The following is a 23,071-nucleotide window of genomic DNA, read 5'->3' as shown; positions in this document are numbered from 1 at the left end:
ATTGAAACATAAATTTCAGTTTTCTATTATTTTATCTGTATCGAACTTGTTTTATTATAACACTATAACACTTTCATTTCCAGTAAATCCATGTAGAAATGGAAGTAATTTTTTCTATTATTTTTTCTGTTTTTACTTTTGTTTTTTGCTTTACAGAAAAGCAATTTCCTGTAAAGTAAAAAAATGTTTCACGTGAAACATGAAACATTTTCTTTCATAATATAGTAGACTTATTTTTTTATTCATACTAAATATTGTATCTATTTTATGTTTCACGGACGTTCTTTTACTAATGTTTCACGTGAAACATTTTATCAAAATACCTCTATTATGTTGTATATCAATTACTATTTATTCTAACTTATCTTATTTCGAATAGCGAATACTGCAGCCTGTGTTCTATCTTCCACATCTATTTTTCTAAATATATGGGAAATATGATTTTTTACTGTTCGTTCACTGATTGTCAACTCATCAGATATTTTCTTATTGCTACATCCTTCTGAAATCAATCGAAGTACATCTAGTTCTCTCTTAGTCAGACATTCTATTCTTTCTTTATCTAAAGCATAATCTTCCATACTTTCATTTAATGCAGGAAGAAGACTTGGTTGAATATAAGTATTTCCAGAAATAACCACATCAATTGCTTCTTTTAATTCATCATAACTGGAATCCTTTAATAAATATCCATCAATGCCGATATCAACAGCTTTCAATAAATATTCGACTTCATTGTGAACTGTTAATATCAATACCTTTACTGGGATTTTATTCTGTTTAATATATTCTAATACTTCAATACCATTTTTCTTAGGCATATTTATATCTAATAAAAGTATATCTGGATGAATCTTCTTATTTAATAAATTCAGACATTCTTCACCATCATTTGCCTCTGCAATTACTTTCATCGTACCATCCAGTTCCAGTAATTGTTTCAAGCCTTCCCGAATCATCATATGATCATCTGCTATGATTATTTCTATTTTATCTTTCACTTTACTCATTTTCTTCCTCCTCGACAAAGTTTGGTACACGAATACTTATTGTAGTACCCTTTCCTTCTTCACTTTTTATCTGAATCTCACCTGATAAAAGATGAACTCTTTCTTTCATAATAGATAAACCAAAACCGGAATTTTTTGTTTTTGCAACTTTCTTTTTTGTATTAAATCCAATACCATCATCTTCAATTACAAGTGAAATATCATTTTCAGTATATTCTAATACAACACATATTTCTTTTGCATCAGCATACTTCAATGCATTCGTGCATGCCTCCTGCATAATTCTTAATAAAGACAATGCAACAACAGGTTTCACGTGAAACGGTTTTCCTATTATAATATATTCTATCTTCCGGTTCCACTCCTGCTCAATTTTTGCAATAGCATGTTTCAGTGTTACATCTATTCCTATATCATCTATTGACATTGGTCTGAGGTTATATATCATTTTCCTTGTATTGCTTATCACATTGCGAATATTATCAAGTACATTTGATAATTCCATTTTACAACGCTGCGAATCCATATCCATTACACGCATAGAAAGTTCTATCTTATGAAGCATACTGGTAAGATCCTGTACTGTAGAATCATGTAAATCTCTCGCAATGCGCTGTCGCTCCATTTCCTGTGCTTCTAATAACTGAATCTTATATTCTGCATTATCTTCTTCCTGATATTGCTGGGCAATTGTCTCCTTTTCCCTCTCACATTGAATAATAGATTGACACTCTTCCAAACGACGTTGTACATCATATAACTTGTTCTGTAATTCAGACTTTTCTTTGATAATATTTTTCTGCTGTACTTTTAGCTCATTAATTTTTTCCTTATTACGGGCATTCACTGTTCTTGGAGTAAACGCTTCATAATTTGGATCATTTATTTCATCCAGAAGTTCAATAAATTTTATATTTTCTTTTTCTGTATTTTCTAAAGAAATAATTTTCTTTTCTGTCTCTCTCTTTTGATCTATCAGTTCCTTCTGAATTTTCTCCAGATATTCTCTAATCATAGCCCCTCCTAGAACATATGTTCTTATGTGGTATACATAGTAATTGTAAACTATTTTTTTCTATCTGAAAAGTCTTATTCTATGATTTTAATTGTAAAGCAGCATATTTTTGTTTATAATAAAAGTATCATAAACTTTAGGGAGGAATTACGATGAACAGGAATCTGAAAAAAGTAATCGGCATCACTACTACTGCTGTTACCGGCATGTATATTATAAATCGAATTGTAGATTATACTGCAGGACAAAAAAATCTTTTAACTACCGAAGAAGGAAATATATATCACTGGAAAAATGGTGACATCTTCTATACTGTTTCCGGTAAAGGAACTCCGGTTATTCTGATTCATGAACTGAATCCTGCTTCTTCCGCCAAAGAATGGAGTAAGATTGTACACCGTCTGGAAAAGAAACATACCGTCTACACTATCGACCTGCTTGGCTGCGGTCGTTCTGAAAAACCGGGTATTACCTATACCAACTTCCTATACGTACAGTTAATTAATAATTTTATCCACGACATTGTAAAAGAAGCGGCAAATATAGTCGTAACTGGTATTTCTTCTTCTTTTGTCATTATGGCACAGACAATGGAGCCGGATAACTTTAAAAAAATTATTCTGGTTAATCCATCTGACATCAATATCATCAAGGAAATGCCTACGAAAGAGACAAAAGCTGCCAAAACTATTTTAGAGATTCCAATTCTTGGTACCTTTATCTATAACCTGATTATGCATCACAAGAGAATTCGCAATTACATTGAAAGTAAATATTTCTTCAAGAAAACATTCCTTTCATCCAAATTGGAAGATACTTACTTTGAATCTGCACACAAAGGAAACAGTGCCGGAAAATATCTGCTTGCCAGCACCAAAGGAAATTATGTCAATATTGATATCACCAATGCTGTGAAAAAAGCAGACAATCTCTACATCATTTCCAGTAGAGAAAGAAATAATGCCGTAGCTATTATAGAAAAATATCTTCACTTAAATAAGAATATTGAAGCAACCTACATCTCCAATTCCAGATATCTTCCCCAGCTTGAAACGCCGGATAAATTTAAAGATATTGTTTTAATGTTCTTACAATAATAAAACCAGTCATTGAAAACAACGTATAAATCTTTAAAGGATAACAAACGAAAATTTGTTATCCTTTTTATTTACGCGAGTAGCGAGAAAAATCGCATGCTTGCATGCAGATTTGGCGAGCACCGCGATAACTCGAGAAACTCGCAAAGCGTGTTTCTCGTAGTTTACGCAACTAGCGAGAAAAATTATGATAGAAAAGAAGGAACCAAACATGTTTCCCGTAGTTTAATCTAATTTTAATTTTTACTTTAAAGGGCTTTTTGATGGAGTTCCAGCCTTACGTGGATATGCTTTTGGTGTCGCATGAACCTTATTAATTACCACAAAAGAACGTTTAATGTCACTATCCGGCAGTGTAAAATGAATTACATCCTCTATCTCGCCGCCCAGCACGAAAACTGCCTTCTTTGCATCCTTCAGCTCATCGTCCACCTCTCCAGACTTATAAGAGATAAATTTGCCGCTTGTGTGGATAAATGGTAGGCAATATTCACTTAATGTGGATAAATTAGCAACTGCTCTAGAAACACATAAATCAAATGATTCCCGATAATCTTTTCTTTTAGAAAGCTCCTCTGCTCTTCCATGAACCGTTTCAATATCCTTCAGATTAAGTGCTTCTATAACTTCATTTAAGAATAATAACCTTTTATTCAAGGAATCCGCCAGAGTAATCTTAAGCTCCGGAAACATAATCTTAAGTGGGATTCCAGGAAAACCGGCTCCAGTTCCCAAATCCAATAAAGTAAGCGGCTTCTTTAAGTCCATCACCTGGCAAAGAGAAATACTGTCTAAAAAATGTTTCTCAACAACATCCTCAAATTCTGTAATTGCAGTAAGATTCATTACTTTATTCTTTTCTACCAGCATTTCATAGAAAGTCAGGAACTGTTGCTCTTTCTCTGCAGTAAGTTCTAAATTCCAATCTGATAGAATATTTCTCATTTTTGTAAAATCATATGCCATAAGATATCCTCATTCTTCTTCCTATTTTTTTATCTGTTCCATATAGACTAACAACATCGTAATATCTGCAGGTGATACACCGGAGATTCTTGAAGCCTGTCCAATGGAAACCGGACGATAAAGCTTTAACTTCTGTCTTGCTTCGATACGAAGGCTGTCTACTGCATCGTAATCAAAATCATCCGGAATTTTCTTATTTTCTAATTTTTTAAAATGCTCCACCTGTTTAATCTGACGTTTGATATATCCATCATACTTAATATTAATATTAACCTGTTCCTGTACTTCTTCCGGAAGCTCCGGTCTGCCTTCATCAATTGGAGCCAGTTTTTCATAATCCAGTTCCGGTCTGCGAATCAGTTCGGTAAGACGGGTTCCGGTATTCAAAGGAGTACTTCCATATTCCTCTAATAGCTTCTGCACATTCTCTTTAGCACCGATTGTTACTGACTCTACCCGGTTTATTTCATCCTGAATTAATTTTTCTTTTTTTACTACCCAGTCATATCTTTCCTGAGAAATGAGTCCGACCTGATAACCATATTTACTAAGACGAAGGTCTGCATTATCCTGACGCAGTAATAAACGATACTCGGCACGGGATGTCATCATCCGATATGGCTCATGATTCTCCTTTGTAACCAGATCATCGATTAACACTCCGATATAGGACTCGGAACGATGCAATACAAGCTGTTCCTTCTCTTTTACATATAAAGCTGCATTGATTCCAGCAACAATACCCTGGGCTGCAGCTTCTTCATAACCGGAACTTCCGTTAAACTGGCCGCCGCTGAACAATCCCTTGATATTCTTAAACTCCAGCGTAGGTAACAACTGGTTTGGATTGATACAGTCGTACTCAATAGCATATGCATTTCTTACAATCTTCGCATGCTCCAGTCCCGGAACCGTATGATACATTTCATATTGAACATCCTCTGGCAGGGAACTGCTCATTCCACCGACATACATTTCATTGGTATTTAAGCCTTCCGGCTCCAAAAATACCTGATGTCTTTCCTTATCGGCGAATTTTACCACTTTATCCTCAATGGAGGGGCAATATCTAGGACCCGTTCCTTCAATAACACCAGCATAGATTGGTGAACGGTCGAGATTTGCACGGATAATCTCATGAGTTTTCGGATTTGTATAGGTAAGCCAGCAGGATGCCTGCTCTATCTGAACACTTTCCGGGTCTGTAGTAAAGGAAAATGGTACTACTCTCTCATCGCCGGTCTGCTCGGTCATTTTACTGAAATCAATACTATTCTTATCCATTCTTGCCGGAGTTCCCGTCTTAAAGCGGAACATTTCTACTCCATGGGCTTTTAAAGAATCTGTAAGATGATTAGCAGGCTGTAACCCATTCGGTCCTGTATAATTAATCACATCTCCATAGAGACATCTTGCCCGAAGATAAGTTCCGGTACACAATACAACAGCCTTACTGTGATAAATTGCTCCGGAAAATGTTTTAATGCCGGCAATCTTATTATCTTCTGTGATAATTTCAGATACTTCCGCCTGTCTTATGGTAAGATGTTCAGTAGACTGCAGCGTTTTCCGCATTTCCATACTATAAGACGCCTTATCTGCCTGGGCACGAAGAGAATGCACTGCAGGACCCTTAGATTTATTTAACATCTTCGACTGAATAAATGTTTTATCAATATTAATTCCCATTTGTCCACCCAGAGCATCAATTTCACGAACCAGATGTCCCTTGGAGCTTCCACCAATGTTAGGATTACAAGGCATCATCGCAATACTGTCTACACTTACTGTAAATATAATGGTTTCAAGTCCCATTCTGGCACAGGCAAGTGCTGCTTCACAACCTGCATGGCCTGCTCCAACCACACACACATCATATGTCTCTTCGATTACCGACATTTCGTTATCCTTCTTTCTATCTAAATATAATTATTTACCCATACAGAATTTACTGAAAATCTCATTAACCAGATCATCTTCTACTGCTTCTCCGATAATAGTACCCAGTTCTTCATAAGCATTCATAAGATCAATGGAATAAAAATCTTCCGGCATTCCATTTTCTACACTCTGTTTTACTAACTTTAAGCTCTCTACTGCCTGAATCAATGCGTTTTTATGTCTAATGTTAGTAATATATACTTCATCGTTAAATGAAATCGTTCCATGGAAAAACATTTCCGTAATTGTTTCTTCTAATACATCAATTCCAAGATTTTCTTTTGCAGAAATAGCTATCATCTTATGATCTGCACCGGATAATTTTTCTTTGATTTCATCTTCTCCGGTTACCTGGATTAAATCAGATTTGTTCAATAAAATAATGGCTTTCTTCTCCCGGATGGCATCTATAATCTTTTCGTCATTTTCATCCAATGCAGTAGAAGTATCCACTACATAGATAATAAAATCAGCTTTATCCACAAGGGATAATGCTTTATCCACACCAATTTTCTCTACCACATCCTCAGTACTTCTGATTCCAGCGGTATCCATGATATTAAGCGTAATGCCATTTAAATTAATCTGCTCTTCCAATACATCACGGGTAGTTCCAGCAATATCCGTTACAATTGCCCGCTCTCTTCCTACCAGCGCATTTAATAAAGAAGATTTTCCGGCATTCGGCTTTCCGACGATCACTGTATTAATACCTTCCTTTAAAAGGCTGCCATTTTCCGAAGAAGCAATCATCTGATTCATCTTCTGCATCAGTTTCTCTATTATAATAAGAAGATTCTCTCCATATCCATCAATACTGATATGCTCCGGATCGTCTAAAGCAGACTCAATAAATGCAATCTCATGTATGATTTTACCACGAATTTCTTTGATTTTCCCTGTAAGAGCTCCGTTTAACTGCTGCATGGAGCTTTTCAATGCAAAATCATTTTTTGAAGAAATGACATCCATGACAGATTCAGCCTGGCTTAAATCAATACGACCATTCAAAAATGCACGCTTGGTAAACTCTCCCGGTTCTGCCGGTCTTGCTCCATTTTTCAGCACTACTTCTAAAATACGCCGCATCACAAGTGTTCCACCATGGCAGTCAATTTCTACTGTATCTTCTCTGGTATAACTGTTCGGTGCCCGCATCAGAAGAACCATTACTTCATCTATTATTTCATCTTCATCATAAATATGGCCATAATGAATCGTATGACTCTTGCACTGTGATAAAAGCTTGTTTCCTTTTTTTGGCCGGTATATCTTATCAATTACATCAAAAGCATCTTCTCCACTGATACGGATAATTCCAATTCCTGAATTCGTCATGGCGGAAGCAATTGCTGCAATAGTCTCTGTTTTCATAGAAATCTCCTTAATATAAGAATTCTTATATTATCTGTGTAATATATAAGAGTTATAAAACGGTATAATTATATCATTTTATAACTCTTATGAAATCATTTTCTTATAAAATTTTTAAATTATTTTTTTAATGTAACAACTACATGACGGAAAGGTTCTTCTCCCTCGCTGTGAGTTTCTACATATCTGTCACCCTGCAATGCAGAATGAATCACTCTTCTTTCAAATGGATTCATTGGCTCTAAAGATACCGGACGTTTTGTTCTCTTAACCTTATATGCAATATTCTTTGCAAGATTTTCCAGAGTATCTTTTCTTCTCTGGCGGTAATCTTCGGTATCAAGCTTAACTTTGATATATCCATCCGAATGTTTATTAACAGCAAGATTTGTAAGATACTGAAGAGAATCTAAAGTCTGACCTCTCTTGCCAATCAGCAGTCCCATTTCTTTGCCGCTTAATTCTACTTCATAAACCTTATCATCTTCTGCTTTCTTAATGTCAATGGTAACTTCCATATTCATAGCAGAAAATACATTTTCCAAAAACTCACGGATATTATCTACCGTATCATTCTTCTTCCGTGCCTTGATGATTGCAGGTTTACTCTTGATACCAAGAAATCCGGTAGAGCCCTTCTCAATAACTTCTACCTCAATCTTATCACTGGTAGTTCCAAGCTTAATCGAAGCCTCTGTAATTGCATCATCCACTGTTTTTGCTGAAACTTCAATAAATTCCATTGTATATTACCCCCTCTATTTATTGTTTCTTTCATTGAATTCACGTACTCTGTTAGCTTTTGAGGCAAGGCTTCCTGCTTTTGCATTGCCTCTTACCTCTGCTGCATGCTCTAAAGCTTCTTCCTTTTCTTCTTTTGTCATAGTACCTGATTCAATAACATTTGCTTTTGTACTCATCTTTGCTGCATTAGCAATCTGATTTTCAATCAGACCCATTTTCTTTTCACGCTTTGCTTTCGCTTTTTCCTGATTAGCTTTCATAACAGCATCCCAGTCCATCTTATCAAGACGTTTGTTAATACCCCACTGCTGGATACTACGAACCAAAGCACTGGCAATCCAGTAAATACCAAGACCAACCGGTACAGTGAAACACATTACAAATGAGAATAATGGCATCATAAGGTTCATGGTTTTCATCTGCTGTGCCATTGCATCATTTTCACCGGTAGAAGCGGTAGGCATTAATTTGATATTTAATCTCTGTGTCAGGAAAGAAATAACCGGAATCAGTAATGCACCGATTGCAAGTAAATAAGCTCCTGACTTAAAGCCTGTTGTCATAATATTCCATGGGCTGTTTGAAATGTTAAGACCAAGGAAATAGTTTAACTTCTCTAAGGATTTCTCAGTTGCATCCAGATTAGTAAGATTACCAAATACGTTTTTTAACTCACTCCATCCGGAAGTATTCATCTTATATAAAACATCAACAATATAATTATGAAGAACATTTGTATCCGTTGCAGTAAAATCAACAGATAATCCTGCAATTTTAATTTTATCAACAAAGCTTGTCATCTTATCTGCAAAGCCGTCGATAGACATAATCTCTGTAACAAGAACAGAAAACTTCTCTTTTACAGCCGGTACATATGCCGGTACATTTAAGAATACACGATATAAAGCAAACAGAATCGGCATCTGGATTAACATCTGGATACAGCTTCCGGTCGGTGAAACACCATATTTCTGGTAAACCATCTGTGTCTCTTCCTGCATCTTCTGCATGGATACCTGGTCTCTCTTGTTTTTATATTTTTTCTGGATAGCTTGAAGTTCTGGATTCATTTTCTGTGAAAGCTTTGAAAACTTCTGCTGTTTATAGGTTAATGGAAAAAGACATGCATAAATAATCAAAGTTAAGATAATGATGCAAAGTCCGATATTTTCTATTCCAAACAAACTGTTCAGCACATAATAGATTCCATTCATAATCCATCCTAAGACCTTCGCAATCGGTCCGAGAATCTTACCATTGTACTGAGTTAAAATGATTTCTGACACTTAACGTACCTCCTAATCATGGAACCGGGTCATATCCGCCTTTTGAAAAAGGATTACATCTTAATATCCTCCAGAGAGCCAGTGCTCCCCCCTTTACTGCACCATACTTTTCCACGGCAATCAGACCATAAGTAGAACAGGTCGGGCAATAAGGGCACTTTGTTGTTTTCATTGGTGAAAGATATTTTCTATAAAATTTAATGATTGCAATTAAAATTTTTTTCAAAATCATTCCATCTTCTTTTCGATATTATCTTTAAATAATTCCATGAAGATTCGAAAGATGCAGCAATGAACTCTTTAACTTGTGATAACCTTCATTTTTTGCTGACACCCTTACGATGACTACAATGTCCCAACCACTATGAAACATCTCTTCGTGCAGTCTGTAACTTTCTCTTAATAATCTCGTCAGATGATGTCTTACTACACTATTTCCTACTTTTTTACTGACGGAGATTCCAATTCGATTCGATTCCAAACCATTTTCCAGAACATACATCACCAGATACTTGTCCGCATAAGACTTACCATTGCGATATACATTCTGGAAATCTTTGTTTTTCTTCAATGAGTCCATTTTTCAATCCTTAAAAAAGTCTTGTAATAAGAAGAAAAAGACCACAAAAGTTGTGGCCTATGCTGATAATTTCTTTCTTCCTTTTAATCTTCTTGCAGCCAATACTTTTCTTCCGCCTGCTGTACTCATTCTTTTACGAAAACCATGAACTTTATTTCTCTGTCTGTTTTTTGGCTGAAATGTCATCTTACCTTTATGCATAATAATCCACCTCCTCTATGCTAGAAAACATCAGTACAATTATAACAAAAAAACCTGTCAAGTCAAGTAAAACCTGCATTTTTCGGTAATTAATTTTTACACTACTATATATATAAGGAAGAAACTATTTTTAATCTATATCTAGTATCCATTTTCTTCCTTCCATACCATAAAATTTATATATCAAAATTTTATGCACAGGTTATCCACAATTGTTCATAACCTGTGCATAACCTGTAGATAATTTAAGGATAACTTGTTATTAAAATGACTTTGCCTTAATTTTGAATAGCTTTTTCCGCTAAAATAAAGGCTTTTTTATCCACTTTATTCACATTAGGCTTATCACCTATACCTTTAAAAGTTCTCATTGATAATTTGCCCCATTTAGTTTATTATTAAAAGAGTAGGATTCTATATAATGCTATAAATATGAGAAGCTTTAAAAAGCTTAAATAATAGAAACATGGAGATTTTTATGGAACAGATCATTGAAAAATGGGAAGAAATTTTAAGAACTGTCAAGGAAGAGCATGAACTTACTGACATTTCTTTTAAAACCTGGTTGGAACCACTTAAGGTATTTGATGTCAAAGACAATACTTTATACATACTGGTACCGGACGAACAGATGGGGCTTAACTACATTACCAAGAAATACACTCTTCCTATTAAAGTAGCAGTCGCTGAAATTATTGGAAAGGATTACGAAATCGAATTTGTACTGCCGGAGCAGGCAAAATCCATGCGTACACCGAAACCGATGGCTTTCGTAAATACAGAAAGTATTGACAAATCCAGTTTGAATCCAAACTATACCTTCGATACTTTTGTTGTTGGAAATAATAACAAACTGGCTCATGCAGCTTCACTGGCTGTTGCAGAATCTCCGGGAGAAGTCTATAACCCACTCTTTTTATATGGAGGCGTAGGACTTGGTAAAACGCATTTGATGCATTCCATCGCACATTTTATCCAGTCCAATAATCCAGATGTGAAGATTTTATACGTTTCTTCGGAAACTTTTACCAATGAACTGATTGAAGCCATCCGAAATGGCAATAATACAGCTATGACAAAATTCCGTGAGAAATATCGTAATATCGATGTACTTTTAATCGACGATATCCAGTTTATTATAGGAAAAGAAAGTACACAGGAAGAATTTTTCCATACCTTTAATGAGCTTTATCTTGCTAAGAAGCAGATTGTTATTTCTTCTGATAAGCCGCCAAAGGATATGGAAACATTAGAAGAACGTATCCGCTCCCGTTTTGAATGCGGTCTGACTGCTGACATCGGTTCTCCGGATTATGAAACCAGAATGGCAATTCTGCGAAGAAAAGAAGAAATGGATAATTTCCATTTAGATGATGAAATTTTAAAATACATTGCTACTAATATTAAGTCTAATATCAGGGAACTGGAAGGTGCTTTAAATAAACTGCTTGCCTACTCCAATCTCGAACAGACTGAGATTACCATGGAAGTAGCCATGAAAGAGCTTCAGAATATTATTTCTCCGGACAAGCCAAGGGAGATTACTCCACAGCTTATTATTGATGTGGTATGCGAACATTTCCATATTACAAAAGAGCAGATGATTTCTAAAAGCCGCAGCAACGATATTGCAAAGCCGAGACAGATTGCCATGTATCTTTGCAAAAATATGACTGGGGTTTCCTTAGAAAATATCGGAGAACTCTTAGGAGGAAGAGATCATTCTACCGTAATTCATGGTATTAATAAGGTAGAAGCTGAATTACAGACGAATGAAGCAACCGTAAATCTCTTAAATACCATTAAGAAAAAAATTAACCCAAATTAATTTATGCACAGGGTTCTGTTTATAATTTGTGAACTAGCTGTGGAATGGCTTTGGATAACTAATTATGTTAACTTTACATAAAAATTTATTCACTTTTTATTAAGACACAATCCGCAGTCATTTAAACAGGTTATACAGTAACAAAATTCTTTTAAATGCTTATGAATTAAGGGTTGCAGAGGTTATTCACTTATTAACATCCCCTAAGAATAAGACGTTTAATTTCTTTTTAAATATTATATTTATATATGTCGAAAGGAGTTATGAACAACATGAAAATCATCTGTTCAAAATCAAATTTACTTTATGGTGTAAACATTGTTTCCAAAGCCGTACCAATCAGAACGACCATGGCTATCTTAGAATGTATCTTAATAGATGCTTCTGCCGGTGAGATTAAATTAACTGCCAATGATATGGAACTTGGAATCGAAACAAAAATAGAAGGAGAGATTGAAGAAAGAGGAATTATCGCATTGGATGCAAAAGTTTTTTCTGATATCGTAAGAAAGCTTCCTGACAATGAAGTTGTAATCGAAACAGACTCTTCCTTTAAGACAACCATTACCTGTGAAAAAGCAAAATTCAATATCATTGGAAAATCCGGTGAAGATTTTTCTTATATTCCATATATTGAAAGAAATGAAGAAATCAGCATTTCACAGTTTACTTTAAAAGAAGTAATCCGCCAGACAATCTTTTCTATTGCAGATAATGACAATAATAAGCTGATGACAGGAGAATTATTTGAAATTAATGAGAACAGCTTAAAGGTTGTATCACTGGATGGCCACCGTATTTCAATCCGTAATATAGAACTGAAAAATAATTATGAGCATAAGAAAGTGGTTGTTCCTGGAAAGACTTTACAGGAAATCAGCAAGATTCTCCCGGGAAATGCTGACGAAGATGTCAGCATGTATTTATCAGACAACCATATTGTATTTGAATTTGGCAATACCACCGTTGTTTCCCGTCTGATTGAAGGCGAGTATTTTAAGATTGAACAGATGCTTTCTTCTGATTATGAGACAAAGGTTAAGATCAACAAACGTGAATTATTAGACTGTATCGACCGTGCTACCCTTTTAGTAAAAGAGGGAGATAAGAAGCCGATTATCATGAATATAACAGATGATAAGATGGAATTAAAAATCAATTCTTTCATTGGTTCCATGAATGAAGAAATTGATATTACCAAAGATGGAAAAGATATTTTAATTGGATTCAATCCTAAATTCTTTATCGATGCCCTTCGTGTCATTGATGAAGAAGAAGTAACTCTTTATATGGTAAATCCAAAGGCACCATGTTTTATCCGGGATGAAAATGAGACCTTTATCTATCTGATTCTTCCGGTAAACTTTAATGCAGCTGCAAACTAGGATTTGCAGAGGCAGGAAGAGAGGCAATCATGCAGGAAATTAAGCTGCGGGATGAATATATTAAGCTGGGACAGGCGTTAAAAGCCGCCGGAGTCGTAGACTCCGGAGTCACTGCAAAGCTTGTAATATTAGATGAAAAAGTTAAGGTAAATGGCGAAGTTGAAGTACAGCGTGGCAAGAAATTATATGATGGAGATGTAGTGGAAGCTTTGGGCGAAACCATAAAGATTGTAAAATGATAATAAAGTCCATTGAACTTAAGAATTTCCGTAATTATGAAGAGTTAAATCTGAATCTTGACGGTGGAACCAATATTTTATATGGGGACAATGCCCAGGGAAAGACCAATATATTAGAATCCATTTATGTCAGCGGAACAACGAAATCCCATAAGGGAAGCCGCGATAAAGAAATGATTCGTTTTGGTGAAAATGAGGCACATATCCGTACTATGGTAGAAAAAAATCAGATGAGTTATCAGATTGATATGCATCTGAAGAAGAACCGTTCCAAGGGAATTGCCATTAATGGTGTGCCAATCCGCAAGGCAAGTGAGCTTTTCGGTGTGCTGAATATGGTATTTTTCTCACCGGAGGATTTAAATATTATCAAAAATGGTCCTTCCGAGCGCAGAAGATTTTTAGATTCGGAAATCTGCCAGCTGGATAAAATTTATCTTTCTGATTTGACCAAGTATAATAAAGTTTTAAATCAGCGCAATAAGCTGTTAAAAGATATGGTATTTCATCCGGATTTGGAAAATACGTTATCCGTGTGGGATATGCAGCTCATTTCTTACGGCAGGCGGATTATCAGCCGGCGCCGGAGATTTGTAGAAGAATTAAATGAAATTGTCCGAGGCATCCATGAAAGCATTTCCGGTGGCAGGGAGCAGCTGACGCTGACGTATGAACCGGATATCGAAGAAGCTTTTTTTGAAGATGAATTAAACCGGGCGAAGGAAAAGGACAGAAAATACTGCAGTACCTCCGTGGGACCCCACAGAGATGATATTTCCTTTTTTATCGGAGATATCGATATCCGTAAATTCGGTTCCCAGGGACAGCAGAGAACTTCTGCTTTATCACTGAAATTATCAGAGATAGAGCTGGTGAAAAGATGTATCCATGATACACCGGTACTTCTTTTAGATGATGTGCTTTCCGAACTGGACAGTAACAGGCAGAATTATCTGCTTAACAGTATACATGATATTCAGACGGTCATTACCTGTACCGGTCTGGATGAATTTGTAAGAAACCGCTTCCAGATTGATAAAATATTTGAAGTCATAAGCGGAACAGTAAGTGAAAAAAATGAAATGTAAAATAATCCGTGAATAGGAGGAATACAGATGAGTACGGAATACGGAGCAGACCAAATTCAGATTTTGGAAGGTTTGGAAGCAGTAAGAAAGAGACCTGGAATGTATATTGGAAGTACCTCTGTGAGAGGACTTCACCATCTGGTATATGAAATTGTGGATAACTCTGTCGACGAAGCACTGGCAGGTTATTGTACCCATATTATCGTTACGATTAATAAAGACAATTCCATTACCGTAGAAGATGATGGACGTGGAATTCCGGTAGGAATTAACCACAAAGCAGGTATTCCTGCGGTAGAAGTAGTATTTACTGTATTGCATGCCGGCGGAAAATTCGGCGGTGGAGGATATAAGGTATCCGGTGGATTACATGGTGTAGGAGCATCCGTTGTAAATGCACTTTCTAACTGGCTGGAAGTACAGATTTTCCACGATGGAAAGATTTATAAACAACGTTATGAACGTGGACATACTATGTATCCACTGAAGGAAGTCGGAAAATGTGATATAAATAAAACCGGTACTACTGTAACCTTTTCTCCGGACGGAAGCATTTTCGAAGAAACCGTATATGATTTTGATACATTAAAGCAGCGTTTAAGAGAGACTGCATTCCTGACAAAGAATCTTAGGATTACACTTCGTGATGACAGGGAAGAGCCTGTAAAAGAACGGGTATTCCATTATGAAGGCGGTATTAAGGAATTTGTAACTTACTTAAATAAGAGCAAGGAAGCATTGTATCCGGAGGTTATTTATTGTGAAGGTGAGAAAAACGGGGTTCTTGTTGAAGTTGCTATGCAGCATAACGATGCATATAACGAAGCTACGTACAGCTTTGTCAATAACATCATCACGCCGGAGGGTGGAACACATCTGGCAGGTTTCCGTAATGCGCTTACCAAAACTTTTAATGAATATGCGCGGGCGAATAAGATTTTAAAGGATTCTGAGCCGGCACTTTCCGGTGATGATATCCGTGAAGGTTTAACTGCTATTGTAAGTATTAAGATTGAAGAGCCTCAGTTTGAGGGACAGACCAAGCAGAAGCTTGGTAACAGTGAAGCAAGAGGAGCCGTAGACAGCGTAGTAAGTGAGCAGCTTACATACTTTTTAGAGCAGAATCCTCAGGTTGCAAAGACCATTTGTGAAAAATCACTTCTGGCACAGCGTGCAAGAGAGGCAGCGAGAAAAGCAAGAGATTTAACCAGAAGAAAGACTGCATTAGAAGGAACCTCACTTCCTGGAAAATTAGCAGACTGTTCTGATAAAGATCCGAAAAACTGCGAAATTTTCATCGTCGAGGGAGATTCCGCCGGCGGTTCCGCAAAGACTGCAAGAAGCCGTGCAACCCAGGCAATTCTTCCACTTCGTGGAAAGATTTTGAATGTAGAGAAAGCAAGACTTGATAAAATTTACGGAAATGCTGAGATTAAAGCCATGATTACAGCATTTGGTACCGGTATTCATGAAGATTTTGATATCAGTAAATTAAGATATCATAAGATTATTATTATGACCGATGCCGATGTGGATGGTGCCCATATCAGTACCCTGATGCTTACTTTCATTTATCGTTTCATGCCGGAATTAATCAAACAGGGCTATGTATATCTGGCACAGCCGCCACTTTATAAGATCGAGAAAAATAAAAATGTCTGGTATGCCTACAGCGATGAACAGCTCAACAATATCTTAAAAGAGATTGGACGAGACGGTAATAACAAGATTCAGCGATACAAAGGATTAGGAGAAATGGATGCCGAGCAGCTTTGGGAGACAACCATGGATCCTGAGAAGAGAATCTTACGTCGTGTTGTAATGGATGAAGAAGAAGCATCTGAAATTGATGTAACATTCAATACCTTAATGGGTGATAAAGTAGAACCAAGACGTGATTTTATTGAAGCAAATGCGAAGTATGTCCAGAACCTGGATATCTAGGAGGAAGAATAGATGGATGACAAGATATTTGACCAGATACATGACGTAGACTTAAAGAAAACGATGGAAACATCCTATATAGACTATGCCATGAGTGTAATTGCAGCCCGGGCTTTGCCGGATGTAAGGGATGGTCTGAAACCGGTACAGAGACGTGTACTGTTTTCCATGATAGAGTTGAACAACGGTCCGGATAAGCCACATAGAAAATGTGCCCGTATTGTCGGAGATACCATGGGTAAATATCACCCACACGGAGACAGCTCAATCTATGGAGCATTGGTAAATATGGCACAGGACTGGTCTACCAGATATCCATTGGTAGATGGTCATGGTAACTTCGGTTCCGTAGACGGTGACGGAGCTGCAGCAATGCGATATACTGAAGCAAGACTTTCTAAGATTTCCATGGAAATGCTTGCTGATATTAATAAAGATACCGTTGATTTCATGCCAAACTTTGATGAGACCGAGAAAGAGCCTGTTGTACTGCCATCAAGATTTCCAAATCTTTTAGTAAATGGTACAACTGGTATTGCGGTAGGTATGGCAACCAATATTCCGCCACATAACTTAAGAGAAGTTATCAATGCAGTAGTAAAAATCATTGATAATGAAGTAGAGCAGAATCGTGGAACCGATATTGAAGAGTTATTAGATATTGTAAAAGGACCTGATTTTCCAACCGGTGGAATGATTCTTGGTACAACCGGAATCAACGAAGCATACCGTACCGGCCGTGGAAAGATTCGTGTCCGTGCAGTTACCAATATTGAGCCGATGAACAATGGAAAGAACCGTATTATTGTGACAGAGCTTCCATATATGGTAAATAAAGCCCGACTCATCGAAAAGATTGCAGAGCTGGTAAGAGATAAGAAAATTGATGGAATCACAGATTTACGTGATGAATCAGACCGTCAGGGTATGAGAATCTGTATTGAGCTGCGTCGTGATGTAAATCCAAACGTAGTATTAAATCTGTTATATAAACATACCCAGTTACAGGACACTTTTGGTGTTATTATGCTGGCACTGGTAAATAATCAGCCGAAAGTCTTAAATCTTCTTGATATGTTAAACTACTATTTGATGCATCAGAAGGAAGTTGTAACAAGAAGAACGAAATATGATTTAAACAAGGCAGAAGAAAGAGCTCATCTGTTAGAGGGTTTACTGATTGCCTTAGACCATATTGATGAAGTAATTTCCATTATCCGTGGAAGTAAGACAACACCGGAAGCAAAAGAAAAATTAATGAACCGCTTCGGACTCAGCGATGCACAGGCACAGGCTATTGTAGATATGCGTCTGCGTGCACTGACAGGTTTGGAACGCGAGAAAATTGAAAATGAATATAAGGAATTAGTAGCAAGAATCGCAGAATTAAAAGCAATCCTTGCAGATGAGAAGAAGCTTCTTGGTGTTATCAGAGAAGAAATTCTTCTGATTGCAGATAAGTATGGAGACGAAAGAAGAACATCTATCGGATTTGACGAATATGACATTTCCATGGAAGATCTGATTCCGGTAACCAATACGGTAATCACCATGACAAAATTAGGATATATCAAGCGCATGAGCGTAGATAATTTCCGCAGCCAGCATCGTGGTGGTAAAGGAATTAAGGGAATGGAGACCATTGAGAACGATTATATCGAAGAACTTCTCATGACAACTTCCCATCATTATCTGATGTTCTTTACCAACAGCGGAAAAGTATATCGTATGAAAGCATACGAAATTCCGGAGGCAGGAAGAACAGCCAGAGGAACCGCAATTATTAATCTGCTTCAGCTTCAGCCGGGTGAGAAAATTACCGCAGTTATTCCGATTAAGGAATACAAAGAAGGTGAATACCTCTTTATGGCAACCAAGAATGGTATTGTGAAGAAGACACCAATCTGCGAATATGCAAATGTCCGTAAGACAGGTCTTGCAGCAATTAACCTTCGTGATGATGATGAACTGATTGAAGTAAAGAAGACAGATAACAATAAAGATATCATCTTAGTAACCAAATATGGCCAGTGTATCCGTTTCCATGAAACAGATGTAAGAAGCACCGGTCGTGTATCCATGGGTGTTATCGGTATGAATTTAGCAGACAGCGACAAAGTCGTAGGAATGCAGTTAAATACCCAGGGTGATGCACTGATGATTGTATCTGAAAAAGGTCTTGGAAAATGTACCCTGATGTCTGAATTCTCACCACAGAACCGTGGCGGTAAAGGCGTGAAGTGCTACAAGATTACCGAGAAGACCGGTAATATCATTGGTGTTAAAGCCGTAAATCAGGATAACGAAATAATGCTGATTACCACAGAAGGAATCATTATTCGGATTCCGGTAAATGGAACAGCACTTTTGGGCAGAGTAACATCCGGAGTAAAACTGATTAATGTAAATGACGGAGTAACTGTAGCCAGCATGGCTAAGGTAAAAGAAGATAAATCAATTATGGAAAATGATATTCCGGAGCCGAAACAGCCAGAGGGTGTTATTGTAGAAGAAGATGAAGATGCATCAGCATCGGAGGAAGAGCTGATATCCAAGGAGCTTGGTGAATTAATTAACCGCGCAGAGCAGGATAGCGAAGAAGAATAAAAAACTTTATAAAAAAGAGGGCGGAATCACTGTATCATGATTTCGCCCTTTCAAAAAATAATGGGGGATTAAAGATGCCACAGACATTTTATGAAGTACTATGGATTTTTATTATTTATGCATTTATCGGATGGTGCAGCGAAGTATCATATGCAGCATTGGATAGGGGAATCTTTGTAAACAGGGGATTTTTGAACGGACCGTACTGTCCAATTTACGGATGTGGAGTATTAATCGTGGTTGTGTTACTGACACCATTAAAGAAAAATTTACTGATATTATATTTAGGTTCCTTCCTATTAACATCAGTTCTGGAATTTATAACAGGATTCGTAATGGAAAAAGTATTTCATAATAAATGGTGGGATTACTCGGATAAACCCTTTAATATAATGGGATATGTATGTCTGAAATTTTCAATTTTCTGGGGATTGGCATGTACCTTTATTATGCTGATTATTCATCCGATTATTTACGGATTCATTCATCTGATACCGCATATTGTGGGGGTGGTATTACTTATAATTATAATGACCGGATTTGCCATTGACGTAGTAGTAACGGTATCTACTATTGTGAAGTTCAACCGCAGGTTAAAGGTAATGGATGATATTGCAGCAAAAATTAAAGTATTGTCCAACCAGATTGGTGAAAATATTTATGAAAATGTAGAAGAAGCACTGGAAAAATCTGCAGAATTTAAAGAAGAGCATGCAGAAAAGATAGAAAAACTCGAAAATCTGCGTCATAAATATGATGAACTTTTATCCAAAAAGAATGCAGTATCCAGCCGTCTGATGAAAGCATTCCCGGATATGAAATCAAAACATCATAACGAGATTTTGCAGAAATTAAAGAAAATCAATATAAGAAAGTAGGAAAATATGAAACCGAAAATAAAAACAGGGATAAGCGCAATCATGATAATAGGATGGATATTTGCAGGGCTGGGTTCTGTCTTTTTAATAATGGGAATCCTTTTTCTGACACAGTCCGGTAAAGAGGAAGCCTTTAAAATATTAGGACTCATCTTTGGCGGAACCGGACTATTCTTTTTTCTGATTGGTGTCATTTTTTTGATATTGCATTACAATAATAAAAGCAGCTTAAAGAAAATTGTAGATAACGGCTATTACATTATGGCAGAAATTTCAAATATAGATATGAATTATAATGTAAACGTAAATGGCAGATGCCCTTATGTGATATATGCCAGATATCAGGATATAAATGGCTGCATTCATACATTTCACAGCCGCAACATTTTCTTTTATCCGGCGGGAATGATGAAAAATAATATGGTAAAAATTTATACAAGACCGGATAATTTTAAAAAATACTATATGGATATCGATGAGATTTTACCGGAAGTACAGATGCATTAAAGGAGACAGAAATGATAAGAACAGTAAAAACAAGTGAAATAACAGAAAATATCAAAGAAATGTGCATTGAAGCAAATTATTATTTATCCAGGGATATGGATGCAGCAATGAAAAATGCGGCTGCAACGGAAGAATCTGAACTAGGACAGAAAATATTAAATCAGTTACAGGATAATCTTGAAATTGCAGATAAAGAGCAGATTCCGATTTGTCAGGATACCGGAATGGCAGTGGTATTTATTGAAGTTGGACAGGATGTTCATTTCGAAGGTGATTCTATAGAAGATGCCATTAATGAAGGAGTGCGTCAGGGATATGTGGAAGGATATCTTCGGAAATCCGTCGTAAAAGACCCACTGATTCGTGAAAATACCAAAGATAATACTCCGGCAGTTATACATTATTCCATTGTGCCAGGCGATAAAGTGAAAATGACTGTTGCACCAAAGGGATTCGGCAGTGAAAATATGAGCCGCGTCTTCATGTTGAAGCCTGCAGAAGGAATCGAAGGTGTTAAAAATGCCATCATGACTGCAGTAGCTGATGCAGGTCCAAATGCCTGCCCGCCAATGGTAGTAGGCGTTGGAATCGGAGGCACCTTTGAAAAATGTGCGATTCTTGCAAAAAAAGCATTAACCAGAAGTGTAGATTCATATTCTGAAATACCTTATGTAAAAAATCTGGAAATAGAAATGTTAGATAAAATCAACCAGTTAGGCATCGGACCGGGCGGATTAGGCGGAACAACTACAGCCTTAAAGGTAAACATCAATACATACCCGACACATATAGCAGGACTTCCGGTGGCAGTGAACATCTGCTGTCATGTAAACAGACATGTGGTAAGGGAGATTTAGAATGAACGCAATTGTAATAGAAGGAAAAGAATATCATTTTAAAATGGCACATCCGGAAAACACAGAAGAAATACTGTCTTTATATCAGAGTGCCATGGGAACAGAAGGCTGCACCTGGGATGAAACATATCCAAGCCGGGAGACCATTGCAAAAGATTTTGCAAATCAGGCATTATTTATAATAGAAGATAATGCCCATAAAATAGCCGGAGCAATTTCAATTGATGAAGATACGGAAGTAAATGCATTAACCTGCTGGTCGAAGCAGTTAGAGCCATCTGCGGAGCTGGCTCGTCTTGTCATAAGAGAGACAGAACAGAATCGTGGAATGGCACGCGTTATGATTCAAAAGACCATGGAAGAATTAAAAAAAAGTGGCATGAAAGGTGTGCATTTTCTGGTAAGTAAGACAAATGAACGGGCAATGCGTTCCTATCAGAAATTGAATTTTACAAAATGTGGTGAATCGGATCTTTATGGAGAAGACTGGTGGTGCTACGAAAAGGAATTATAATAGATTTATTATAAAAGCTGGTAAATATCATTATTTATTATAGAAAGAACAGGTGATAGAATGGATAAATATATTACAACACCGATAACAGAAGAAAAGACAGCAGAGCTTCATGCAGGAGATTATGTATATATAACAGGAACGATTTATGTGGCAAGAGATGCAGCCCACAAGAGAATGATGGAAGTCTTAGAAAGAGGAGAAGAACTTCCGATAGACATTTTAGATTCCACAATCTATTATATGGGACCATCACCGGCAAGAGAGGGAAGACCAATCGGTTCCGCAGGTCCGACCACTGCAACCCGTATGGATAAGTATGCACCAACCCTATTGGATTTGGGTGAAAAGGCAATGATTGGAAAAGGAAAACGTTCCAAAGAAGTCATAGATGCCATCATCCGTAATAAAGCAGTATACTTTGCAGCAATCGGCGGGGCAGGCGCACTTCTTTCTAAATGTATTACCAAATCAGAAATTGTCTGTTATGAAGATTTGGGAGCGGAAGCCATCCGCAAGCTGGAAGTAAAAGACTTCCCAGTAATAGTTGTGATAGACAGAGATGGCAATAACCTCTATGAAACAGCAATAGAAAAATATAAGAAAATCCAGCTTTAAAATGCTCTAAAAAAATAAGTGAAAAATAATTTGAATTTGTGATTGACAAAGTGAAATAGTTTTAGTATTATTATCTATGCGTCATGTACGCAGACAACATCATATTTATTTGGAAAGTTCAGATATGGAGAAATACTCAAGAGGCTGAAGAGGCGCCCCTGCTAAGGGTGTAGGTCGGGCAACCGGCGCGAGGGTTCAAATCCCTCTTTCTCCGCTTTTTCCAAAGATAAAGAAATTTATTTTTTTTGGGAAAAGTTGTTGACAGATAAGAAATAAGATGTTATACTAAATGAGTTGTGTCTGAGAGATACAATAAAGAACCTTGATAACTGAACAGTGAAATAACCTTGAAAGATTTTGAGAAAAACGTAATCAAAAGATTACAAAATCAT

General features: G+C 36.7%; 22 protein-coding genes and 1 tRNA gene. 13 read left to right on the top strand and 10 right to left on the bottom strand.

Annotated elements, in window-relative coordinates; genetic code table 11:
• Positions 1-356: 356 nt before the first annotated feature.
• Together LKD41_RS14630 and LKD41_RS14625 are read right to left on the bottom strand one after the other, a co-directional pair.
• Positions 357-1,010: a response regulator gene (locus LKD41_RS14630; RefSeq protein ID WP_227701582.1), complete on the bottom strand. Its 654-nt coding sequence runs from the start codon at positions 1,008-1,010 to the stop codon at positions 357-359.
• A complete protein-coding gene (locus LKD41_RS14625; protein ID WP_227701581.1) occupies positions 1,003-2,025 on the bottom strand; it encodes a sensor histidine kinase in 1,023 nt (340 codons plus the stop codon). Before LKD41_RS14625 ends, LKD41_RS14630 begins: the two co-directional genes overlap by 8 nt.
• A 152-nt stretch (positions 2,026-2,177) precedes the next feature.
• Here LKD41_RS14625 and LKD41_RS14620 point away from each other — a divergent pair, with 152 nt between their 5' ends.
• On the top strand, positions 2,178-3,122 hold the full coding sequence (locus LKD41_RS14620) for an alpha/beta fold hydrolase (protein ID WP_227701580.1): 945 nt from the start codon (positions 2,178-2,180) through the stop codon (positions 3,120-3,122).
• Between the two features lie 243 nt (positions 3,123-3,365).
• Here LKD41_RS14620 and rsmG read toward each other — a convergent pair whose 3' ends face one another.
• The 8 genes from rsmG to rpmH form a co-directional block, all read right to left on the bottom strand.
• On the bottom strand, positions 3,366-4,088 hold the full coding sequence (gene rsmG, locus LKD41_RS14615; protein WP_227701579.1) for a 16S rRNA (guanine(527)-N(7))-methyltransferase RsmG: 723 nt from the start codon (positions 4,086-4,088) through the stop codon (positions 3,366-3,368).
• Between the two features lie 21 nt (positions 4,089-4,109).
• Entirely contained in the window at positions 4,110-5,987 is a 1,878-nt protein-coding gene (mnmG, locus tag LKD41_RS14610; RefSeq protein ID WP_227701578.1) for a tRNA uridine-5-carboxymethylaminomethyl(34) synthesis enzyme MnmG, read from the bottom strand.
• Between the two features lie 30 nt (positions 5,988-6,017).
• Entirely contained in the window at positions 6,018-7,403 is a 1,386-nt protein-coding gene (mnmE, locus tag LKD41_RS14605) for a tRNA uridine-5-carboxymethylaminomethyl(34) synthesis GTPase MnmE (RefSeq protein ID WP_227701577.1), read from the bottom strand.
• Positions 7,404-7,522: 119 nt separating this feature from the next.
• The gene (jag, locus tag LKD41_RS14600; RefSeq protein ID WP_022242299.1) at positions 7,523-8,146 is read right to left on the bottom strand and encodes an RNA-binding cell elongation regulator Jag/EloR; all 624 of its coding nucleotides are present in this window, start codon (positions 8,144-8,146) and stop codon (positions 7,523-7,525) included.
• Between the two features lie 15 nt (positions 8,147-8,161).
• Positions 8,162-9,433, bottom strand: coding sequence for a YidC/Oxa1 family membrane protein insertase (locus LKD41_RS14595; RefSeq protein ID WP_227701576.1), 1,272 nt, complete (start codon positions 9,431-9,433; stop codon positions 8,162-8,164).
• 16 nt (positions 9,434-9,449) lie between these two features.
• Positions 9,450-9,665 (bottom strand): membrane protein insertion efficiency factor YidD, encoded by a 216-nt coding sequence (gene yidD / locus LKD41_RS14590; protein WP_022242297.1) that lies wholly within the window; start codon positions 9,663-9,665, stop codon positions 9,450-9,452.
• A 24-nt stretch (positions 9,666-9,689) separates the two neighbouring features.
• Positions 9,690-10,013, bottom strand: coding sequence for a ribonuclease P protein component (gene rnpA, locus LKD41_RS14585; RefSeq protein ID WP_022242296.1), 324 nt, complete (start codon positions 10,011-10,013; stop codon positions 9,690-9,692).
• Positions 10,014-10,070: 57 nt separating this feature from the next.
• A complete protein-coding gene (gene rpmH, locus LKD41_RS14580; protein WP_022242295.1) occupies positions 10,071-10,214 on the bottom strand; it encodes a 50S ribosomal protein L34 in 144 nt (47 codons plus the stop codon).
• A gap of 478 nt (positions 10,215-10,692) precedes the next feature.
• On the opposite strand from rpmH, the gene dnaA reads away from it, so the two are divergent.
• The 12 genes from dnaA (at position 10,693) to LKD41_RS14520 (ending at position 22,893) form a co-directional block, all read left to right on the top strand.
• Complete coding sequence (gene dnaA, locus LKD41_RS14575; protein WP_117699376.1) at positions 10,693-12,042, top strand: chromosomal replication initiator protein DnaA; 1,350 nt, start codon at positions 10,693-10,695, stop codon at positions 12,040-12,042.
• Positions 12,043-12,314: 272 nt separating this feature from the next.
• A complete protein-coding gene (gene dnaN / locus LKD41_RS14570; protein ID WP_227701575.1) occupies positions 12,315-13,427 on the top strand; it encodes a DNA polymerase III subunit beta in 1,113 nt (370 codons plus the stop codon).
• Positions 13,428-13,456: 29 nt separating this feature from the next.
• Complete coding sequence (locus LKD41_RS14565) at positions 13,457-13,666, top strand: RNA-binding S4 domain-containing protein (RefSeq protein ID WP_022242292.1); 210 nt, start codon at positions 13,457-13,459, stop codon at positions 13,664-13,666.
• Positions 13,663-14,754, top strand: coding sequence for a DNA replication/repair protein RecF (gene recF / locus LKD41_RS14560; protein WP_022242291.1), 1,092 nt, complete (start codon positions 13,663-13,665; stop codon positions 14,752-14,754). Before LKD41_RS14565 ends, recF begins: the two co-directional genes overlap by 4 nt.
• 27 nt (positions 14,755-14,781) lie before the next feature.
• Positions 14,782-16,698: a DNA topoisomerase (ATP-hydrolyzing) subunit B gene (gene gyrB / locus LKD41_RS14555; protein WP_117947860.1), complete on the top strand. Its 1,917-nt coding sequence runs from the start codon at positions 14,782-14,784 to the stop codon at positions 16,696-16,698.
• 12 nt (positions 16,699-16,710) lie between these two features.
• A complete protein-coding gene (gene gyrA / locus LKD41_RS14550) occupies positions 16,711-19,305 on the top strand; it encodes a DNA gyrase subunit A (RefSeq protein ID WP_227701574.1) in 2,595 nt (864 codons plus the stop codon).
• 74 nt (positions 19,306-19,379) lie between these two features.
• Positions 19,380-20,183, top strand: coding sequence for a putative ABC transporter permease (locus LKD41_RS14545; RefSeq protein ID WP_022242288.1), 804 nt, complete (start codon positions 19,380-19,382; stop codon positions 20,181-20,183).
• Between the two features lie 6 nt (positions 20,184-20,189).
• A complete protein-coding gene (locus LKD41_RS14540; protein ID WP_227701573.1) occupies positions 20,190-20,690 on the top strand; it encodes a hypothetical protein in 501 nt (166 codons plus the stop codon).
• Positions 20,691-20,701: 11 nt separating this feature from the next.
• On the top strand, positions 20,702-21,547 hold the full coding sequence (locus LKD41_RS14535) for a fumarate hydratase (RefSeq protein WP_227701572.1): 846 nt from the start codon (positions 20,702-20,704) through the stop codon (positions 21,545-21,547).
• A 1-nt stretch (position 21,548) separates the two neighbouring features.
• Positions 21,549-22,061, top strand: coding sequence for a GNAT family N-acetyltransferase (locus tag LKD41_RS14530; RefSeq protein ID WP_227701571.1), 513 nt, complete (start codon positions 21,549-21,551; stop codon positions 22,059-22,061).
• Positions 22,062-22,121: 60 nt separating this feature from the next.
• Positions 22,122-22,679, top strand: coding sequence for a Fe-S-containing hydro-lyase (locus LKD41_RS14525; protein ID WP_117842284.1), 558 nt, complete (start codon positions 22,122-22,124; stop codon positions 22,677-22,679).
• Positions 22,680-22,805: 126 nt separating this feature from the next.
• Positions 22,806-22,893: transfer RNA gene (locus LKD41_RS14520), tRNA-Ser, on the top strand.
• The last annotated feature ends 178 nt before the right edge of the window (positions 22,894-23,071 follow it).

Source organism: Roseburia sp. CLA-AA-H209 (assembly GCF_020687575.1).
Lineage (GTDB): Bacteria > Bacillota > Clostridia > Lachnospirales > Lachnospiraceae > Roseburia_C > Roseburia_C amylophila.
Note: the sequence above shows the minus strand (reverse complement) of the source record. Positions and strands in the feature narration are given on the sequence as shown.

Bases quoted from the DNA above. Each gene is read 5' to 3' on its own strand.
- rnpA (WP_022242296.1), bottom strand. From the start codon at position 10,013: ATGGACTCATTGAAGAAAAACAAAGATTTCCAGAATGTATATCGCAAT.
- gyrA (WP_227701574.1), top strand. From the start codon at position 16,711: ATGGATGACAAGATATTTGACCAGATACATGACGTAGACTTAAAGAAA.
- dnaA (WP_117699376.1), top strand. From the start codon at position 10,693: ATGGAACAGATCATTGAAAAATGGGAAGAAATTTTAAGAACTGTCAAG.
- mnmE (WP_227701577.1), bottom strand. From the start codon at position 7,403: ATGAAAACAGAGACTATTGCAGCAATTGCTTCCGCCATGACGAATTCA.
- jag (WP_022242299.1), bottom strand. From the start codon at position 8,146: ATGGAATTTATTGAAGTTTCAGCAAAAACAGTGGATGATGCAATTACA.
- LKD41_RS14530 (WP_227701571.1), top strand. From the start codon at position 21,549: ATGAACGCAATTGTAATAGAAGGAAAAGAATATCATTTTAAAATGGCA.
- LKD41_RS14625 (WP_227701581.1), bottom strand. From the start codon at position 2,025: ATGATTAGAGAATATCTGGAGAAAATTCAGAAGGAACTGATAGATCAA.
- yidD (WP_022242297.1), bottom strand. From the start codon at position 9,665: ATGATTTTGAAAAAAATTTTAATTGCAATCATTAAATTTTATAGAAAA.
- rpmH (WP_022242295.1), bottom strand. From the start codon at position 10,214: ATGCATAAAGGTAAGATGACATTTCAGCCAAAAAACAGACAGAGAAAT.
- LKD41_RS14545 (WP_022242288.1), top strand. From the start codon at position 19,380: ATGCCACAGACATTTTATGAAGTACTATGGATTTTTATTATTTATGCA.
- LKD41_RS14630 (WP_227701582.1), bottom strand. From the start codon at position 1,010: ATGAGTAAAGTGAAAGATAAAATAGAAATAATCATAGCAGATGATCAT.
- mnmG (WP_227701578.1), bottom strand. From the start codon at position 5,987: ATGTCGGTAATCGAAGAGACATATGATGTGTGTGTGGTTGGAGCAGGC.
- LKD41_RS14565 (WP_022242292.1), top strand. From the start codon at position 13,457: ATGCAGGAAATTAAGCTGCGGGATGAATATATTAAGCTGGGACAGGCG.
- dnaN (WP_227701575.1), top strand. From the start codon at position 12,315: ATGAAAATCATCTGTTCAAAATCAAATTTACTTTATGGTGTAAACATT.
- LKD41_RS14535 (WP_227701572.1), top strand. From the start codon at position 20,702: ATGATAAGAACAGTAAAAACAAGTGAAATAACAGAAAATATCAAAGAA.
- LKD41_RS14525 (WP_117842284.1), top strand. From the start codon at position 22,122: ATGGATAAATATATTACAACACCGATAACAGAAGAAAAGACAGCAGAG.
- gyrB (WP_117947860.1), top strand. From the start codon at position 14,782: ATGAGTACGGAATACGGAGCAGACCAAATTCAGATTTTGGAAGGTTTG.
- LKD41_RS14620 (WP_227701580.1), top strand. From the start codon at position 2,178: ATGAACAGGAATCTGAAAAAAGTAATCGGCATCACTACTACTGCTGTT.
- rsmG (WP_227701579.1), bottom strand. From the start codon at position 4,088: ATGGCATATGATTTTACAAAAATGAGAAATATTCTATCAGATTGGAAT.
- recF (WP_022242291.1), top strand. From the start codon at position 13,663: ATGATAATAAAGTCCATTGAACTTAAGAATTTCCGTAATTATGAAGAG.
- LKD41_RS14540 (WP_227701573.1), top strand. From the start codon at position 20,190: ATGAAACCGAAAATAAAAACAGGGATAAGCGCAATCATGATAATAGGA.